Below are 16,847 nucleotides of genomic sequence, written 5' to 3'. Positions count from 1 at the left end.
GACTAAGCTTGTTCTACTTTTGAATTGTTACGGTGCTGGATATAGGTGCGCCAACCGCCAAAGTGACTGATGTTTTCGGCATCGTTTAAGCCATAAGGTTCACAAATGAAACCTTTCACCCATCGACCGTCTGCCAGTTCGACATTGCCCATGCCCAGTGGTGTCGGAATCTCTGCGACAAATTCGCCAAAGCGAGCGGTCGGTACATCCCACAGTTCAACAATGATCTGCTGACCGTGTTCATCGACTCGGGCTAGACCGGGTTTAGGCGGGATCGCGCCATTCAGGGCAAACAGGGCATAGTGCTCAGCGGTATGCGTGGTTTCCACAAGCACAGCATCACGGGTGAGCAATTGGAAGTTCAGCGGCATTCCAGTCAGGTGTGCCCCAACCACTGCAACACGGATATGATGTGGAGAGACTGAGTTCTGTAGCCTTGGAATGGGTGCATAGCGGTCTAAAGCCCCCAGCTTTAAGTTCAAATGCGTCTGCCAAATTTTTCCAAATTCAATCAGAGCTTGGTCATACCATGCAGGTGCAATTAGGCTGATGCCGAAAGGTAAACCGTCGGTGCGGAAACCCGCGGGCAGGGCGAGGGCACTTAAATCGGCGAGGTTGGTAAAATTGGTATAAGTCCCAAACTCAGAGTTCAGACTAATCGGTGACTGTTCCATTTCCGCAAGGGTATGAATGGTTGGGGAGGTGGGAACAATCAATGCATCAAATTGGGCCCAAGTGTCTTGAATTTTTCGGCTTAAGTCTTGCTTTAAGTACTCCGCGTTATAGGCATCAACTGCACTAAAATCATGACCTTTTTGAATGATTGCACGTACTGTCGGATCGAAAACCTCAGGCTGCTGCGCCAACAACTCAGCAACCGCGGCTGTACGTTCTGCCACCCATGAGCCTTGATAGAGTTGGGCTGCCAACTGTTCAAACGCTGAAAAATCAATTTCAGTAATTTCAGCCCCGAGAACTTTTAACTGTTCTACAGCCAGTTGGAAGGCATACTTAGCTTGGTCATCACCAAAGAATTCCAGTTTTTGGGGAATAGCAAAATGTGGTTTAGCCGAGAGTTTCGCAGGTGTAGTTTTGGGGTGCTGGCGTGAATAGCTATCTAACGCATCGTAATGTTCTACCGTTTGGGCAATGGTGTCGGCGTCTGTTACCGTTAATGCAAAAATTGAAATACAGTCCAAGCTTTTACAAGCTGGTAATAAACCACGATTTGAAAAACGACCTTTAGTCGGTTTTAGCCCAATAATATTGTTAAATGCAGCAGGAACACGGCCAGAGCCTGCGGTATCTGTTCCGAGTGCAAAGGGTACCAAGCCACGAGCCACAACACTGGCTGAACCAGAGCTAGAGCCACCACTGACATAGTCAGCATTAAACGTGTTACTGACTGCACCAAAGGGAGAGCGTGTCCCGACAAGCCCCGTTGCGAATTGGTCTAAATTGGTTTTTCCTACAACAATTGCCCCTGCATTTTTAAGCAGGCGAATGGTTTCTGCATCTTGTGTAGCAACAGTTGTCAGGGCTTTGCATGCGGCCGTGGTGACAAAACCAGCAACGTCGATGTTATCTTTCACTGCAAACGGAATACCGTATAAAGGTAATTCTTTGCTGAGGTCTGTAGCTTGCTCTGCTTTTTGCTTTAAGGCTTCAATTTGTTGGGAAAGTATTTCTGTCGTAGCAATTGAAATCCATGCATGATCAGGTTGGGGTAGTTGCGCTACATAGTCGATTAAATCTTCAAGATGAATATCTTGGTTGAGATAAGCGGTTTGCCATTCTTGAAGTGTCCAGCCAATGCATTTGTTCTGACTCATTTTTTGCATTCCAACTTGTATACATGATGGAATACAAAAATGCAGAATCTATGCCAATCTAATCAATTTTATTTATCTTTAGTTATAATTTTTATAAATCAATTGGTTGAGAGTAAAGCTTTGGATTAATTGAGTGAGTCTAAGTGTTTTTAGAGTTGCACCAAAACAAGCGCATAGGGGAGCTAATGGTGCTTTTTATGATCAAGCTTTGGGTAGTTTGACATTAAACTATTTAAAAATAGGGTTTAAATCATATTCGTTGTTTATGTGAATTGAGGGAATTAAAGCCAAAATAATTGAGGATAAAACATATTATAAAATAGGATGATTCAAAGAAACGGCTTTGTTGCACAAAGATTTGAAATGCAAAGCGCCCCTAATTGAGCCAAATTTAAGGCGTAACTTGGGTAAGTGGTCGACCTAATTCCGTAAATCTGTTAAGGACTGCTACACGTGCATGGATCTCATTCACTTGGCTATCAAAACTCCTTGCACTGAGTTTATCTCCTAATAATTTGATGCAATGCATCTTAGTTTCAACCAAACTTCGCCGATGATAGCCTGACCATTTTTTCCATAGTGTCCTGCCTAAACGTTTAATTGTTCGAAGTAATTCATTTCGCTCTAGCGAGCTACTCTTTGTATCTTTCCATGGTTTCGCATTTTTTCTAGGTGGAATCACCGCATGCGCTTGCCGATCTGCAATGACCTGACGGCATTGCTTGGTGTCATAAGCTCCATCGGTATAAACAGAGTTAATCTGCTCATCTTGTGGAATCTGATTAAGTAAATCACCAAGCACCTGTGAATCACTGACATTATTGGTTGTAAGCTGAACTGCTCGTATTTGTAGGGTTTTAGCATCTATACCAATATGAAGTTTACGCCATTGGCGACGATATTCAGGTCCATGTTTCTTGCGTTTCCATTCGCCCTCACCTAGAAACTTCATGCCTGTAGAGTCCATGAGTAGATGCAGCCCATCGCTACTTTTTTGGTAGCTGATTACAATATCAATATGCTTTTGTCTTCTACAAAGCGTGGTGTAATCTGGAGCTATCCAATTTAATCCGCAAAGTTTAATCAGACTTTGCACAAAGCCAGTGACCATACGTAAAGACAGACGGAATAAGGATTTAATCATTAAGCAGCATTGGATGGCTGCGTCGGAGTAGGTTTGATTTCGCCCTTGTTTGCCTTTTGATGGCGCATACCATTGCGTAGCAGGATCAAACCAAATGGCAATATTTCCGCGACTCATGAGTGCTCGGTTATATGCGGGCCAATTGGTTGTGCGGTAGATTTTGTGTGTAGGCTTCTTCATTTGAAAATTATATCGCTGAAAAACCCTTTACAGATAGGTTTGTGCAACAAAGCCCCTATACGTTGAAACAAGGGATTCAAGATGGTTTCCTTGCACCTTATAAAGTTGTGCGTATCGATCTAGATAAAGACCTACAAGGATGGCGACCAGAGAAAGGCAAAAAGGATCAGCATGGCAATGAAATTACTGATCGCATCTATAATCTTAAAGATATGGATAAAGGGCTTGTTTTAAAGAGTCGTACAGAAATTGTTGCTCAAAAAATTACAGAGTTTTTAGTTAATACAGATCTGAACCGTACCGGGTTTGTCGGAGATTTTTTTATTTAAGTTAGGCCACCTGACCTAACGGGTTAATCTTATCATAGTACATTGCTTCAAACTCAAAAGGCGATACATAACCCAGTGCACTGTGTACACGCTTTTTATTGAACCAATCTACCCAGTTTAGTGTCGCAAGTTGTACATCTGCTAAACCTTGCCAATCTGCTTTTAAATATTCAATCACCTCTGTTTTGTATAAGCCATTCACCGTTTCAGCCAGAGCATTATCGTATGAATCACCAGTCGTACCGACTGATGCTCGTAAATTTGCAGCTTCTAAACGATTGGTATAGCGAATAGAAAGATATTGAACACCTCTATCGGAATGATGAATCACATTCTTTGGCATGCCTCGATCGTGCAATGCTTGCTCAAGTGCATCGAGCACCATATCTGTATTCATCCGTGTAGATACTTTCCATCCAACAATTGCTCGTGAGAACACATCAATAATAAAGGCGGTATAGACCCAGCCTGAATTTGTTTGAATATAGGTAAAGTCAGCAACCCACAAGTGATTAGGCTGATCAGCTCTAAAATTCCGTTTCACCAAGTCAGGTGCTCGTTTTTGGTCATCTCGGCTACGGGTGGTTTGTTTGTTCTTACCTCGCCAAACACCTTGTATACCTAGTTTTTTCATTAATCGAGCAACAGTACAGCGTGCAATAATATAGCCTTCACGTTTTAATTTTTGCCAGACTTTACGTACACCATATCGACCTGAACTTTCCTTCCAAATTCGTTTAATCTCCTCAGCATGATGCAAGTCATGTAAATCTCGCTTTGCTCGATGTTCCCTTGCGAAGCAATGCTTCTCATCGCAGAGATCTAGAGTCCGGTAATAGGTTGAAGGTGCGATCGGTAAAATTCTACAAATCGCATCAACACCATATAAGTCTTTATTGTTATGGATGAAATCCACCATTATTTGTGTGGGCGGTCGAGCTTCGCCTGGGCGAAAAAAGCGGCTGCTTTACGTAGAATTTCATTGGCACGCTTTAATTCTTTAATTTCACGTTCCATTTGCTTCATTTTTTCTTGATCAGATATCTGTTGTACTTTAATAGGATTTTGCTGATCTAAATGCTTTTGATGCCAGGCACGAAGTGTTTCAGGAGTACAACCAATCTTAGGCGCAATTGCTGTGATTGCAGCCCAAGTAGAAGGATAATCTTTTTCAGATTCAATCAATAATTGAACCGCTCTTTCTCTGATTTCAGGGGTATATTTTAATTTTGTCATCGGGGTAGTCTCTCAGAATATTGACTCTCCGACAAATCCGGTACGGTTCATACTAAAACCAGATGATAAGGACCCTAAAAAATGGTTGATTAATCAACCTAACTCTAAGAAGGACTCAACCTTAATACAATTGCAATCTGATAAACAAAAGCTATTTCTTTTAGAAGGGCGAACAGGATTAGATTTATTAGATAGTATTGAAAAAGATATTTATGAGCTTTCGAGTGAACATCGTTTGATGCCTTCACCTGATCAATTAGATCAGTCAACAGCTGCGAAGGTTCTCTCAGCAGCTGGAAGTGTGGGTGAAAATGCTGATACTTTACGAAGAGCTGATGGATTAACGATAAGAAGATTAAGTTGGGCATTGCAATTACGGCATGTTGAGACACTTGCTCGTGATCTACCTTCTAAGGTGTGGAAAAAACAAAGAGATGAGTTTTACCAATTTGCTCATAATCATATTTTAAGACCTGATAGTATATTTGAGCATTTTTCATATTTACCTCGTTTACTTGGATTTGCCATCAGTTTGAATGAATGGCATCAAGCAGAATTAATTGTATTAAGGGCATATCAATCATTAGATCTTCTTAAAGCAGCAATTTTTGATCAAGATAGATCAAAATTTTATGGAGAAGTTAATGGTGCAAAATGTGATCTTCATGAAGATATTTGGCAAGAAATCAAACATTCGTTAACAATACTTTTTATTGATGCTGCAACTAAATACTATGATCCGAATGATCTTTTTGAGGATAAAGAGCCAAAGCAAAAAAGTTTAGAAGATATATTTTTCCGAGGTTTGTTTGAAAGTATTGATTCAATTAGTAATTTATTTAATACTGATTTGAGTATAACCAATTTTAAAGAAAAAGCACTATTAGTCTTAAACTCCGACTTAGGTAAAACACCTTATAAACAAATTTTAGCTTTAGATATAAGTAATAAGCTATTAGATAAAGAAAATAAAAGACGAAACGAAAGGCTTATTAAACGTTTCTTAGAAACAGAGCTAATTTCTACTGATTCCTTGAGATCTTTCTTAAAATCGTCATTCCCAAAAAGATTCATTAAGGAAAACTATTCTAATAAATATAGTTTTGAAATATTTTTACCCTACTTATTTCCTACGAGACCATATTCAACAGCAGAGATCTCTGAATTGGCACCTGAATGTGTGGGGCTACCTCAGAATAATAAAAAGTTTTGTGAAATTACGCCTACTAAGATATGGGCTAGGTATTGCCAAGCAGTACGTGGTGTATGGATAAAACCTACTTTGTTAGCTATTGCTAATGATAATAATACTACGCTCAATTGTTCAAGGTCTTTAAGAGTAGGAACTGATAGCAAGGATAAAATTATAGTTGCCTTAACTAATCTAGAAACTTCTCAAAAAGATTGGGCTCATACGGCAGCGAATAAACCAAATTTAAGTTTGGAAAGATACCAGAGAATTTCTGATTTAGTGAATGATATTTTGAGGCTAAAATCTAGACCTGATTATGTGTTTTTTCCAGAATTATCTATTCCTTTAGCGTGGGTTGATAGTATCTCATCTAGGCTGTGTACTGCGGGAATAAGTATTATTGCTGGAACAGAATATAGGCACACTGCAAGCGATAAGTTAATTAGTGAGGCTTTATTAATATTATCTGATAACCGTTTGGGGCATTATGCATTTGCTAAAATTTGGCAACCTAAATTAGAAACTGCTGTAGGTGAAGATAAAGAGTTGATTAGTGTATACGGAAAAGCATGGGATTTTGCTAGAACGAAGTATAAGACTGAAAATGGTCAATTTAAAGTTCTAAAAAAGCCAATATACATACATAATAATTTTCATTTTGGAGTTATGGTTTGTTCTGAATTGCAAAATAGCAAATCAAGAATAAGTTTCCAAGGAAAGGTTGATGCTCTTTCAGTACTTAGTTGGAATCAAGACTTAGAGACATTCTCTACATTAATAGAGTCAGCAGCTCTTGATGTTCATGCTTATACAATTCTTGTAAATAATAGATCATATGGTGATAGTCGAATTCGTGTGCCAGCTAAACAATCCTTTAATCGAGATTTAGCAAGAGTAAGAGGAGGTGAAAATGATTTTGTTGTTGCCGCTACAGTTGATATTAAAGAACTAAGAGCTTTTCAAAGTAGGTCAACACGCTGGACCCAAGAAAGCGATAAATTTAAACCATTACCTGAAGGCTTTAAGATATCGAAATTCCGAAAGTTATCGCCTCCAATCAAGTAATAAAAAATAGAGCCTAATGGCTCTATTTTTTATGCTTTAGCATAGCTGATTAAATTTGTAACAATCTCGAAATATGTGTCAAAAATCTCGCATTATCTGTCATTCAGCGCGTGACGTTTTACCTTACCAGCTCAACGCACCACCAGTCTGATAATCTGTCACACGTGTTTCGAAGAAGTTCTTCTCTTTACGCAAGTCCATCATTTCAGACATCCACTGGAACGGGTTGTTCACACCAGCAAACTGCTCAGGCAAGCCCAACTGTGCTAAGCGACGGTTACAGATGAATTTCAAGTATTCTTCCATCATCGCAGCATTCATACCCAATACACCACGTGGCATAGTGTCACGTGCATATTCGATTTCAAGCATTGTGCCTTCAAGAATCATTTGAATGATTTCTTCTTGGAATTCAGCAGTCCATAAGCTTGGGTTTTCGATCTTGATTTGGTTAATCATGTCGATACCAAAGTTCAAGTGCATCGACTCATCACGTAAGATGTATTGGAATTGCTCAGCAACACCATTCATTTTATTACGACGGCCCATCGACAAGATTTGGCTGAAACCGCAGTAGAAGAAGATCCCTTCAAGGACACAGTAGAACGCGATCAAGTTGCGAAGCAAAATTTGGTCGTTTTCAGGTGTGCCAGTTTGGAAAGTAGGATCACTTAAAGACTGCGTATATTTCAAGCCCCAAGCGGCCTTACGTGCAACAGATGGAACTTCGCGGTACATGTTGAAGACTTCGCCTTCGTCCATACCTAAAGATTCGATACAGTATTGGTAAGCGTGAGTATGAATAGCTTCTTCAAATGCTTGGCGCAAAATGTACTGACGGCATTCAGGGTTGGTAATGTGACGGTAAATCGCCAATACCAAGTTGTTTGCAACCAATGAGTCTGCTGTAGAGAAGAAACCAAGTGAGCGCATAACAATGGTACGTTCGTCTTCAGTTAAGCCATTTTCAGACTTCCAAAGGGCGATGTCATGGTTCATGTTTACTTCTTGTGGCATCCAGTGGTTTGCACAACCGTCTAGATATTTTTGCCAAGCCCATTCGTATTTGAACGGTACAAGTTGGTTTAAGTCCGCACGACAGTTAATCATGGCTTTGTCGTCAACTTGTACACGTTGTGCACCCATTTCTAGTTCTTCTAGACCTGGAGCAACATCTAAACTTTCTAAGGCGTTAGATGCTCTTGCCAACGGATCGGCTGGATTTGTTGATCGGCTTCGAGCGGTTGAAGCGGGTTGTGCAGTTGCCACATTCTTCTGTGGTTGCTCTGCAGCAGATACCATCTGCGGATTAGCCGCTTTTTGCGGTTCGACGGGCGCAGACTTGTGTTCAGGTGCAGCCGGTTTTTGCGAATCATCTTCGAAATCGTCCCAACTTAGGATAGACATATCAATTCTCTCTACGTTGCTTTATATCTTTTATCGACATCCAGCTACGCTGAGATGTCTTACTATACGCTTAATTTGTGAAAGCAAAATTAAGTTTTGCCAATCATTGTTCTAAAACTGTGCATAGAACGTGATTCTCACGACTTATTTTGCTTTCGCTTTTTGCTTTGGTTTGCTTTTACCCAAAAGTAGGCAATCGGCATATAAAACAAAACCACAAAGGAAATCACCAAGGTCGCAAGACCTAACATATAGTTATGTGTCATATGGAGCATGGTGATTTCCTAGGTTGTCTTTAATTTTTTAATCTCCCTAAATCCTTCTTTTAAAAGAGGGACTTTCACACCTCAATAAGTTTGGTGTAATTCCCCTCCTTTTAGGAGGGGTTAGGGGAGGTTATTACTGACAAGCCTCACAGTCTGGATTGTCAATTGAACACGCCATTGGCACTGGCGCTGCTTGACCGAAGCCTTCATCTTCAGCAACCACTTCTGGTTTAACTTCCTGAGCAACTGCTGCAACAGGCGCTGCCGTTACAGTTGCAGGTTTTACTGCATTCAATGCACCAGTGTTAATGGTTGATTTCTCAGCAGAAGTTGCACCTAAAGCTCGGAGGTAATACGTCGTTTTCAGACCACGTAACCAAGCCATTTTATAGGTCAAGTCCAGTTTCTTACCGTTTGCACCAGAGATGTAAAGGTTTAAAGACTGCGCTTGATCGATCCATTTTTGACGACGTGATGCAGCATCCACAATCCAGCGTGGCTCAACTTCAAATGCCGTCGCGAAGATTGCTTTAAGCTCTTCAGGAATACGAGAAATCTTCTGAACTGAACCTTCGAAGTGTTTCAGATCATTCACCATCACAGAGTCCCATAGACCACGGTCTTTCAACGCACGTACTAAGTACGGGTTGATCACTGTGAACTCGCCTGACAGGTTCGATTTTACATATAAGTTTTGGAATGTAGGCTCAATCGACTGAGACACACCACAAATGTTCGAGATGGTTGCAGTCGGTGCAATGGCCATCACGTTCGAGTTACGCATACCGTCTTTTTGAACTTTGGCACGTAAAGTGTCCCAGTCCAAACGTTGAGTGCGGTCAACTTCAAACATACGCTCAGGACGTGTTTTTGCAACAAGGTCTAGCGAGTCAATTGGCAGGATACCTTGATCCCATAGTGAACCTTTGAATGTCTCATAAGTACCACGTTCAACAGCCAAATCACTTGATGTTGAAATTGCGTAGTAGCTGATCACTTCCATCGATTCATCAGCAAAGTCTACTGCTGCATCAGAGCCATAAGCGAGTTGCATTTCATAAAGCGCATCTTGGAAGCCCATGATGCCCATACCCACTGGGCGGTGTTTCAAGTTCGAGTTTTTCGCTTGTGGCACAGCATAGTAGTTAATGTCGATCACGTTATCGAGCATACGAACCGCTGTTTTTACTGTACGTGCAAGCTTTTCACGGTCTAACACACCACCTTGAACGTGTTGTACAAGGTTGATCGAACCTAAGTTACATACCGCAATTTCATCTTTGCTTGTGTTTAATGTGATTTCTGTACACAAGTTAGAAGAGTGAACTACGCCAACGTGTTGTTGTGGTGAACGTAAGTTACATACGTCTTTGAATGTGATCCACGGGTGACCAGTTTCAAACAACATCGACAGCATTTTGCGCCACAAATCTTTTGCACGAATTTTCTTGTGCAACATGTTTGTTTCTTTCGCAATCGCTTCGTAGTGTGCATAACGCTCAGCGAATTCTGCACCCATTAAGTCGTGTAGGTCTGGTGTTTCAGAAGGCGTGAACAGGGTCCATTCAGCATCTTCAAAAACACGTTGCATAAATAAGTCAGGAACCCAGTTCGCGGTGTTCATGTCATGCGTACGGCGACGGTCATCACCCGTGTTTTTACGTAGCTCTAGGAACTCTTCGATGTCCAAGTGCCAAGTTTCAAGGTATGCACAGACTGCACCTTTACGCTTACCACCTTGGTTTACTGCAACAGCAGTATCGTTCGCCACTTTAAGGAATGGAACAACACCTTGTGACTTACCGTTTGTACCTTTGATATATGAGTTCAAGGCACGAACTGGCGTCCAGTCATTACCTAAACCGCCTGCCCATTTAGATAGCATTGCGTTATCACGCATAGCGCCATAAATGTCATATAGGTCATCATCAATGGTCGTTAAATAACAGCTAGACAACTGCGGACGTAGCGTACCTGAGTTAAACAGGGTAGGTGTAGATGCCATGTAATCGAAGCTTGACAATAAGTTGTAGAACTCGATTGCACGTTCTTCACGGTTTGCTTCGTTGAGTGAAAGACCCATCGAAACACGCATAAAGAATAATTGTGGCAATTCGAAACGCACGCCATCTGAGTGGATGAAGTAACGGTCAAATAATGTTTGTAGACCTAAGTACGTAAATTGGTTTGAGCGTTCTGGTTGAATCGCTGCGGCCAATTTCACAAGGTCAAAGTTAAGAAGTTCTGGTGAAAGTAGGTCTAGCTCAATACCTTTCTTCAGGAAAGTTTCTAAAGCATCGCCTTCAGCTGTGTCTTCAGACAAGCCAAGGAAAGTTAAACCTGTTGCGACCAATTCATCACGAAGTAGGCGAGCCGTCACGTAGGTATAGTTTGGTTCTTGTTCGATACGGGTACGTGTTGCCATCATCATCGTGGTTGCGATGTCAGACGATTTTACACCGTTGTAAAGGTTTTTAATGGTTTCATCGATGATTGCTTGAACATTGATGCCTTCTAAACCTTCAGCCGCTTTTGTTACAGTCGCTTCAAGCTTACGCATGTCAAGCGGTTGAAGCTGACCATTGGCGTCAGTGATTTGTAAGGTTGGGTGATGGTTTTCACCTGCTTGTTTACGTGCATCAGCACGTTGATCGCGGTAGATGACATACGCACGAGCAACTTTCTGTTCACCTGTACGCATCAGCGCAAGTTCAACTTGGTCTTGGATTTCTTCGATGTGAATTGTACCGCCAGAAGGTAGGCGGCGACTGAACGTATTTAATACCATCTCGGTAAGTTGAGAAATACGATCGTGGATGCGGCTTGAGTCAGCACTTTGTTGGCCTTCAACAGCCAAAAATGCCTTACCAATGGCAACAGAGATTTTTTCTGCGTCAAAGCTGGCAACATCTCCAGTGCGTTTAATCACCTGAATTTGACCAGGGGTTGAATTCGATACGCTCATGCTAGCATAGCTCCATTTTGTCATCTATTTTTATGTCTATGGACCGTTTGAACTGGGCAATTTTTATGCCACAGTGTTTGAGGTTTAAACACAAGACCTAGTGGTTTAAAAATTAATTGAACACAAGATACGGGAAAATTCAGGGTAGATCAATATTGACATTTTATTAAATATTTTGATCGATCTGGTCTCGAAAAGATCTCAAAAAGATCCCTTTTTTATGATTCTTGTATTAAGCCTTATTAGACAAGGCGATAGCATAACAAAGCTCGGTTTAAGTGCTTATAGATAACATTGTGGATAAGTTCAAAACAGACGAATGAGTGAGTTATAAACTGTTCAAACAGTGACTTGGTATGAAAAATCGCCATTTTGTAAAGAAACGTTTCTTTTGCTTTGGTTGGATATACAGCAAACGCGAGAAAGAGCTCATTTCGGGGCTGAAAAAATGTATAACAAAATGCTACTTTGATGTATCAGTTTGGTGAACAAGATCTTGTTTACAATGTAAACGTGTGTATATTGCAAAATATATCAGAGCGTATCCCTTGGATTTTAAAGGATACGTTAAGTCGTCAAAATAAAGGGGCACTCCATGAGCCAAGAAGAAAAGTTACCAAAAATTTTAATCGTAGAAGACGATGAGCGCCTAGCTCGCTTAACTCAAGAATACCTAATCCGTAATGGTCTTGAGGTTGGGGTAGAACCCGATGGTAACCGTGCCATTCGCCGTATTATTGCAGAACAACCCGATATGGTGGTGTTGGATGTGATGCTTCCAGGTGCAGATGGTTTAACCATTTGCCGTGAAGTTCGTCCACATTATCACCAACCGATTTTGATGTTGACTGCACGTACCGAAGATATGGATCAAGTGCTTGGTCTAGAAATGGGTGCAGATGACTATGTGGCAAAACCAGTTCAGCCACGTGTTTTACTTGCACGTATTCGTGCCTTATTACGTCGTACTGACAAAGCACCTGAAGATGAAGTTGCACAGCGTATCGAATTTGATGATCTGGTGATCGATAACGGTGGTCGTTCAGTGACTTTAAATGGTGAGTTGGTTGACTTTACCAGCGCTGAATATGATTTATTGTGGTTGTTGGCTTCAAATGCAGGCCGCATTCTTTCTCGCGAAGACATTTTCGAACGCTTACGTGGTATCGAATATGATGGTCAAGACCGTTCAATTGATGTGCGTATTTCGCGTATTCGTCCAAAAATTGGTGATGATCCTGAAAATCCAAAACGTATTAAAACGGTACGTAGTAAAGGCTACTTATTTGTAAAAGAAACCAATGGTCTTTAAGCCGTTTATTTGATTCGTTAAAACGGGACATTTTTAGTGTTCAAACACAGTATATTCTTGCGTATCTATGCTGGGCTGGTAGTGCTGGTCGCTATTGTTGCCCTCATGGGATATTTGCTTGTACAAATTATTAACTATCAGCGAGTGCAAGAATATCGCGAGTCTTTGACGGACGGGATTTCCTTTATTATTAGTGAAGGTGTATCCCGTCAGACCAATGCACAGCAAAAAGCAGACTGGATTTCAGATGCTTCAGATTTGCTTGAACTGCCGATTAATATGATCCCAGCCGATAAGGTGGATTTGAGTCGTGCAGAGTTAAAGCGGATCAGTGAGCGTAAAGCGGCTGTGCGTTATGATGCGCAAACGCAAGTGGCGTACCTGATCATTGGTCTAAAAGATGATCCGAATCATTTACTGTATATTAAAGTAGATAAAATTGGTGAGCTGCAAATGAAAGCACTCCCGATTTTTATCCTAGATTATCTGGTGTATTACCCAGGCCAAGAAGAAGAGTACTTGGAAAAAGTACAGAAACATTTCTCTTATCCTGTACAAATTGAAGAAGTACAAAATCTGGCTTTAGAGTCGGAGCAGATTGGTCGTTTGCGTTTAGATCATAGCGTGATCTTATATCGTGATAGTGCTTCTGTGCGTGGCACCACCATTTCTATTGTGTCTCCACCTTTACCAAGTTCACCGAGCAAGGTTTTGGTATTGGGGCCTGTGCCTATTTTCAACTGGATGCCGTTTCAGCTCGCAGCGGGGATTACCTTGTTGAGCCTGTTTGTACTCAGTTTGGGGGTGTATGGCTTGCTTGTACCGATGCAGCGTAAACTGCGTGAGGTCAATTACGGTTTAAACCGTATGAAAGCAGGTGATATGACCCTACGTTTGCCTGTCGATGGCACCGATGAAATGGCCAGTCTAGCCAATAGCTATAACAGCATGTCAGATCATATTCAGCGACTCATCGAGGCACAGCGTGAGCTGATGCGTGCGGTATCGCACGAGCTTCGTACGCCCGTTGCTCGGATTCGTTTTGGTATGGAAATGTTGGCTGAAGAAGACGATTATGAATATCGTCTTCAACAAGTCGATATGATTGATAAAGACATTGAGGCTTTAAATACCTTAATTGATGAAATCATGACCTATGCCAAGTTAGAGCAGGGCACACCATCACTCGATATTGAAAACATTGTATTGTTTGAAGTCTTAGATCAGGTGGTGGTGGAGACTGAAGCACTAAAAACCCAGAAAGAAATTCATTTAAATGCCCCGCCATTAACCTTAACGGTTGAGGCTGAGCGTCGTTATTTACACCGTGTGGTACAGAACTTGGTTGGTAATGCGGTTCGTTATGGCGACCATCAGGTGCTGGTTAGTGGTGGCATTAATGACAGCGGTATGGCCTATGTTTGTGTTGAAGATGACGGGCCAGGTATTCCAGAAGACGAGCGAGAGCGCGTTTTTGAAGCCTTTGCACGTTTGGATGATAGTCGGACTCGAGCATCGGGTGGCTATGGTTTAGGTTTGTCGATTGTGAGCCGAATTGCTTACTGGTTTGGTGGTAGCGTTAAAGTGGATCAAAGCCCAAGTCTCGGTGGTGCACGTTTTACTATGACATGGCCGGCACACCGCTTTAGTAAGTCTAAAAAGAAATATAGTGTCAAAGATAATACAGACTCAAAAAGCTAAGCATTAAAAAAGCACCGAATTTCGGTGCTTTTTTATTTTCTATGCTGACTTATTCTTGGATGCTGGCATCGGGAGAAATAATCTGTTTGCCTTGTTTTAGGCTTTCAAGCGCATCTGCATTAAAGTCAATCAATAATGAGTTGTTTTGCATATCTATGCCATAACGGCTAATGAGCTTTTGATCACCATTAATCGTTTCAATTTTATATTCATCCACAATATTCATAATGCCATCAAGGTTGGTGGTGGCTGAAGCTTTGTCTTGGCGAAAAAGTTCATAAATGTCGCGTAAATCAAAGATGGCATTGTTGGCATCGGGGTGTTTACGAACATAAGTTTCAACATGGCGAATAAGCAACTGGGCAAATAAAAAATAGTTAGGTTTATGGGTGAATTCCAGACTCATGTGGTGCTCCTTATTCTTTGTTGTTGGTTGTCTATATCAATAGCACAAGAAAAAGCCAAGTGCATTAATTGATTGGGGCGATTTGCAAAAAAATACAAAAAATATGAGTGACTTAATCTACTTTTGTACTTTTTGAATCAGCAAAATGCAGCGGTTGTTGAGCTGAGTTTTTTAAACTGCTGATTGTGTGATTGTTATCGGAATGAGGCTGAAAAATGCTTTATAGGCTTTGTTTGAATATCAAAATTTGGAAAAATAATAGAATAGTAGTGTTTTATTAGATAAAGCGATTGGTTTCGAAATAAAAGGGCTTTCATCGAAAAAATCTCAAAAAACGAAGAGAAATCATCCTAAAGACGAAGGTCTATAAGCTAGCAACTTACGTCAGCAATCGGGTACAATTGGCGGGATTAATTTTGTGTTTGGTGTATTTGAAGGCCAATACATGCATTCTTTGTTAATAAATTAGGCCTGCCAGGAGTTATCCCCGCATGAGTGCCATTACTCCATACGATTGGGCAATTATTGCCTTCGTGATCGGCGTTACATTTCTTTGTGTCTTTATGCTCACAGTTCCTTTACTCCTTGGGGGTAAGTCATGGGGCCGTGCGAAGCAAGAGCAATTTGAGTCAGGTGTGGTAGGTGCTGGTGGAGCACGCATCCGCTTGTCTGCTAAATTCTATTTAGTTGCAATTTTCTTTGTAGTCTTCGACCTAGAAGCACTTTATCTTTACGCATGGGCAACATCGGTTCGTGAAGTCGGTTGGTTTGGTTTTACCACTGTGGTGATTTTTGTTGTCGACTTATTGATTGCTTTGATTTACGCAATTTCTGTCGGTGCTTTAAATTGGGCACCTGTAGATCGTCGCAAATCAGCCGGTATACCATTGAAAATTGGTTCGCCAAATATGAATCTTGCAGACATTACTCGCTTTAATTCAATTGAAGAGTTGGTTATGGACCCTACAGGTCAAATCCCAGCTCAATCATCTGGTCGTGTGAAAGATAAGTCACCGGCTAAATCGTCTGATAAGGAGTAACTCGGGATGAAATATACATTAACCCGTGCGAATCCGGATGCTGATCAATATCCACTTCAAGAGCGTCAAATCGTAACGGATCCGCTTGAAGAAGAAGTGAATAAAAATGTGTTCATGACTCGTTTAGAGGACGTGGCACATACAGCAGTGAACTGGGGTCGTAAGAACTCAGTTTGGCCGTTTAACTTTGGTACATCTTGCTGCTACGTAGAGTATGCAACGACTTTAACTGGCGTGCATGACTTGTCGCGTTTCGGTGCCGAAGTAATCCGTGCTTCACCTCGTCAGGCTGACTTGATGATTGTTGCAGGTACATGTTTCGTCAAAATGGCTCCAGTTATTCAACGTTTATATGAACAAATGTTGGAACCGAAGTGGGTTATTTCAATGGGCGCATGTGCAAACTCTGGCGGTATGTACGATATTTATTCAGTTGTACAAGGTGTGGATAAAATCATCCCGGTCGATGTTTATATTCCAGGTTGCCCACCCCGTCCAGAAGCATTAATCCAAGCATTAATGTTGTTACAAGACCAAATTCAATTAGAGCGCCGTCCACTTTCTGCCGTGATTGGTGATGATCTTAAGCCAGTGTATAAGCCAAAGATGATGCCAGAACGTGACCGTAAGAATGCTGAACGTATTGCAGTGAAAAACTTACGCTCTATGGATGAAATTAAATAATTTAAACGACAGTTGTTTTGATGCACCCGGTCTGGGTGTCGTTGTCGTTTAGGTTGAATGAATTTGTATTAAATAGGAAGCCAAGCCA

At 41.3% G+C, this 16,847-nt stretch carries 11 protein-coding genes, 2 pseudogenes and 1 other annotated feature; of the genes and pseudogenes, 6 read left to right on the top strand and 7 right to left on the bottom strand.

Annotated features, from left to right (window positions below):
• Window positions 1-2: 2 nt before the first annotated feature.
• Both atzF and AC4CUX_RS03175 read right to left on the bottom strand, forming a co-directional pair.
• Entirely contained in the window at window positions 3-1,832 is a 1,830-nt protein-coding gene (gene atzF, locus AC4CUX_RS03180; protein ID WP_490792176.1) for an allophanate hydrolase, read from the bottom strand.
• Window positions 1,833-2,223: 391 nt separating this feature from the next.
• A complete protein-coding gene (locus AC4CUX_RS03175; protein WP_063454701.1) occupies window positions 2,224-3,156 on the bottom strand; it encodes an IS5-like element ISAba12 family transposase in 933 nt (310 codons plus the stop codon).
• Between the two features lie 56 nt (window positions 3,157-3,212).
• Here AC4CUX_RS03175 and AC4CUX_RS03170 point away from each other — a divergent pair.
• Window positions 3,213-3,446 (top strand): annotated as a pseudogene (locus AC4CUX_RS03170) (hypothetical protein); the annotation flags it as partial.
• Between the two features lie 40 nt (window positions 3,447-3,486).
• Here AC4CUX_RS03170 and AC4CUX_RS03165 read toward each other — a convergent pair.
• Window positions 3,487-4,721, bottom strand: a protein-coding gene (locus AC4CUX_RS03165) for an IS3 family transposase (protein ID WP_490792175.1) whose coding sequence is annotated in 2 segments (ribosomal slippage) — window positions 3,487-4,445 and window positions 4,445-4,721 — 1,236 coding nt in all. Because the reading frame shifts where the segments join, the coding sequence is not laid out codon by codon here.
• Window positions 4,330-4,446 (bottom strand) — a sequence feature (AL1L pseudoknot). It overlaps the preceding gene by 117 nt.
• 52 nt (window positions 4,722-4,773) lie before the next feature.
• Between AC4CUX_RS03165 and AC4CUX_RS03160 the strand changes: the two are divergent.
• Window positions 4,774-6,978: pseudogene (locus tag AC4CUX_RS03160) on the top strand (hypothetical protein); the annotation flags it as partial.
• Window positions 6,979-7,101: 123 nt separating this feature from the next.
• Here AC4CUX_RS03160 and AC4CUX_RS03155 read toward each other — a convergent pair.
• From AC4CUX_RS03155 to AC4CUX_RS03145, 3 genes are all read right to left on the bottom strand, one after another.
• Window positions 7,102-8,385: a ribonucleotide-diphosphate reductase subunit beta gene (locus AC4CUX_RS03155; protein WP_126037636.1), complete on the bottom strand. Its 1,284-nt coding sequence runs from the start codon at window positions 8,383-8,385 to the stop codon at window positions 7,102-7,104.
• A 137-nt stretch (window positions 8,386-8,522) separates the two neighbouring features.
• Window positions 8,523-8,660 carry a hypothetical protein gene (locus AC4CUX_RS03150; RefSeq protein WP_004695369.1) on the bottom strand — a complete coding sequence of 46 codons (138 nt, stop codon included), beginning with the start codon at window positions 8,658-8,660 and terminating at the stop codon, window positions 8,523-8,525.
• A 124-nt stretch (window positions 8,661-8,784) separates the two neighbouring features.
• On the bottom strand, window positions 8,785-11,616 hold the full coding sequence (locus AC4CUX_RS03145; RefSeq protein WP_490792174.1) for a ribonucleoside-diphosphate reductase subunit alpha: 2,832 nt from the start codon (window positions 11,614-11,616) through the stop codon (window positions 8,785-8,787).
• 595 nt (window positions 11,617-12,211) lie between these two features.
• Between AC4CUX_RS03145 and bfmR the strand changes: the two genes are divergently transcribed.
• Together bfmR and bfmS are read left to right on the top strand one after the other, a co-directional pair.
• On the top strand, window positions 12,212-12,928 hold the full coding sequence (bfmR, locus tag AC4CUX_RS03140) for a response regulator transcription factor BfmR (protein WP_004695375.1): 717 nt from the start codon (window positions 12,212-12,214) through the stop codon (window positions 12,926-12,928).
• A 36-nt stretch (window positions 12,929-12,964) separates the two neighbouring features.
• Window positions 12,965-14,629 carry a sensor histidine kinase BfmS gene (gene bfmS, locus AC4CUX_RS03135; RefSeq protein ID WP_094148765.1) on the top strand — a complete coding sequence of 555 codons (1,665 nt, stop codon included), beginning with the start codon at window positions 12,965-12,967 and terminating at the stop codon, window positions 14,627-14,629.
• A 49-nt stretch (window positions 14,630-14,678) separates the two neighbouring features.
• On the opposite strand, the gene AC4CUX_RS03130 is transcribed toward bfmS, so the two are convergent.
• The gene (locus tag AC4CUX_RS03130) at window positions 14,679-15,035 is read right to left on the bottom strand and encodes a hypothetical protein (protein WP_201702634.1); all 357 of its coding nucleotides are present in this window, start codon (window positions 15,033-15,035) and stop codon (window positions 14,679-14,681) included.
• A gap of 491 nt (window positions 15,036-15,526) precedes the next feature.
• Between AC4CUX_RS03130 and ndhC the strand changes: the two genes are divergently transcribed.
• Both ndhC and AC4CUX_RS03120 read left to right on the top strand, forming a co-directional pair.
• On the top strand, window positions 15,527-16,075 hold the full coding sequence (gene ndhC, locus AC4CUX_RS03125; RefSeq protein WP_419381170.1) for an NADH-quinone oxidoreductase subunit A: 549 nt from the start codon (window positions 15,527-15,529) through the stop codon (window positions 16,073-16,075).
• Window positions 16,076-16,081: 6 nt separating this feature from the next.
• Window positions 16,082-16,759, top strand: coding sequence for a NuoB/complex I 20 kDa subunit family protein (locus tag AC4CUX_RS03120; protein ID WP_004695382.1), 678 nt, complete (start codon window positions 16,082-16,084; stop codon window positions 16,757-16,759).
• Window positions 16,760-16,847: the final 88 nt, after the last annotated feature.

It is taken from the genome of Acinetobacter sp. 231_lipA (genome assembly GCF_058243005.1).
Note: the sequence above shows the minus strand (reverse complement) of the source record. Positions and strands in the feature narration are given on the sequence as shown.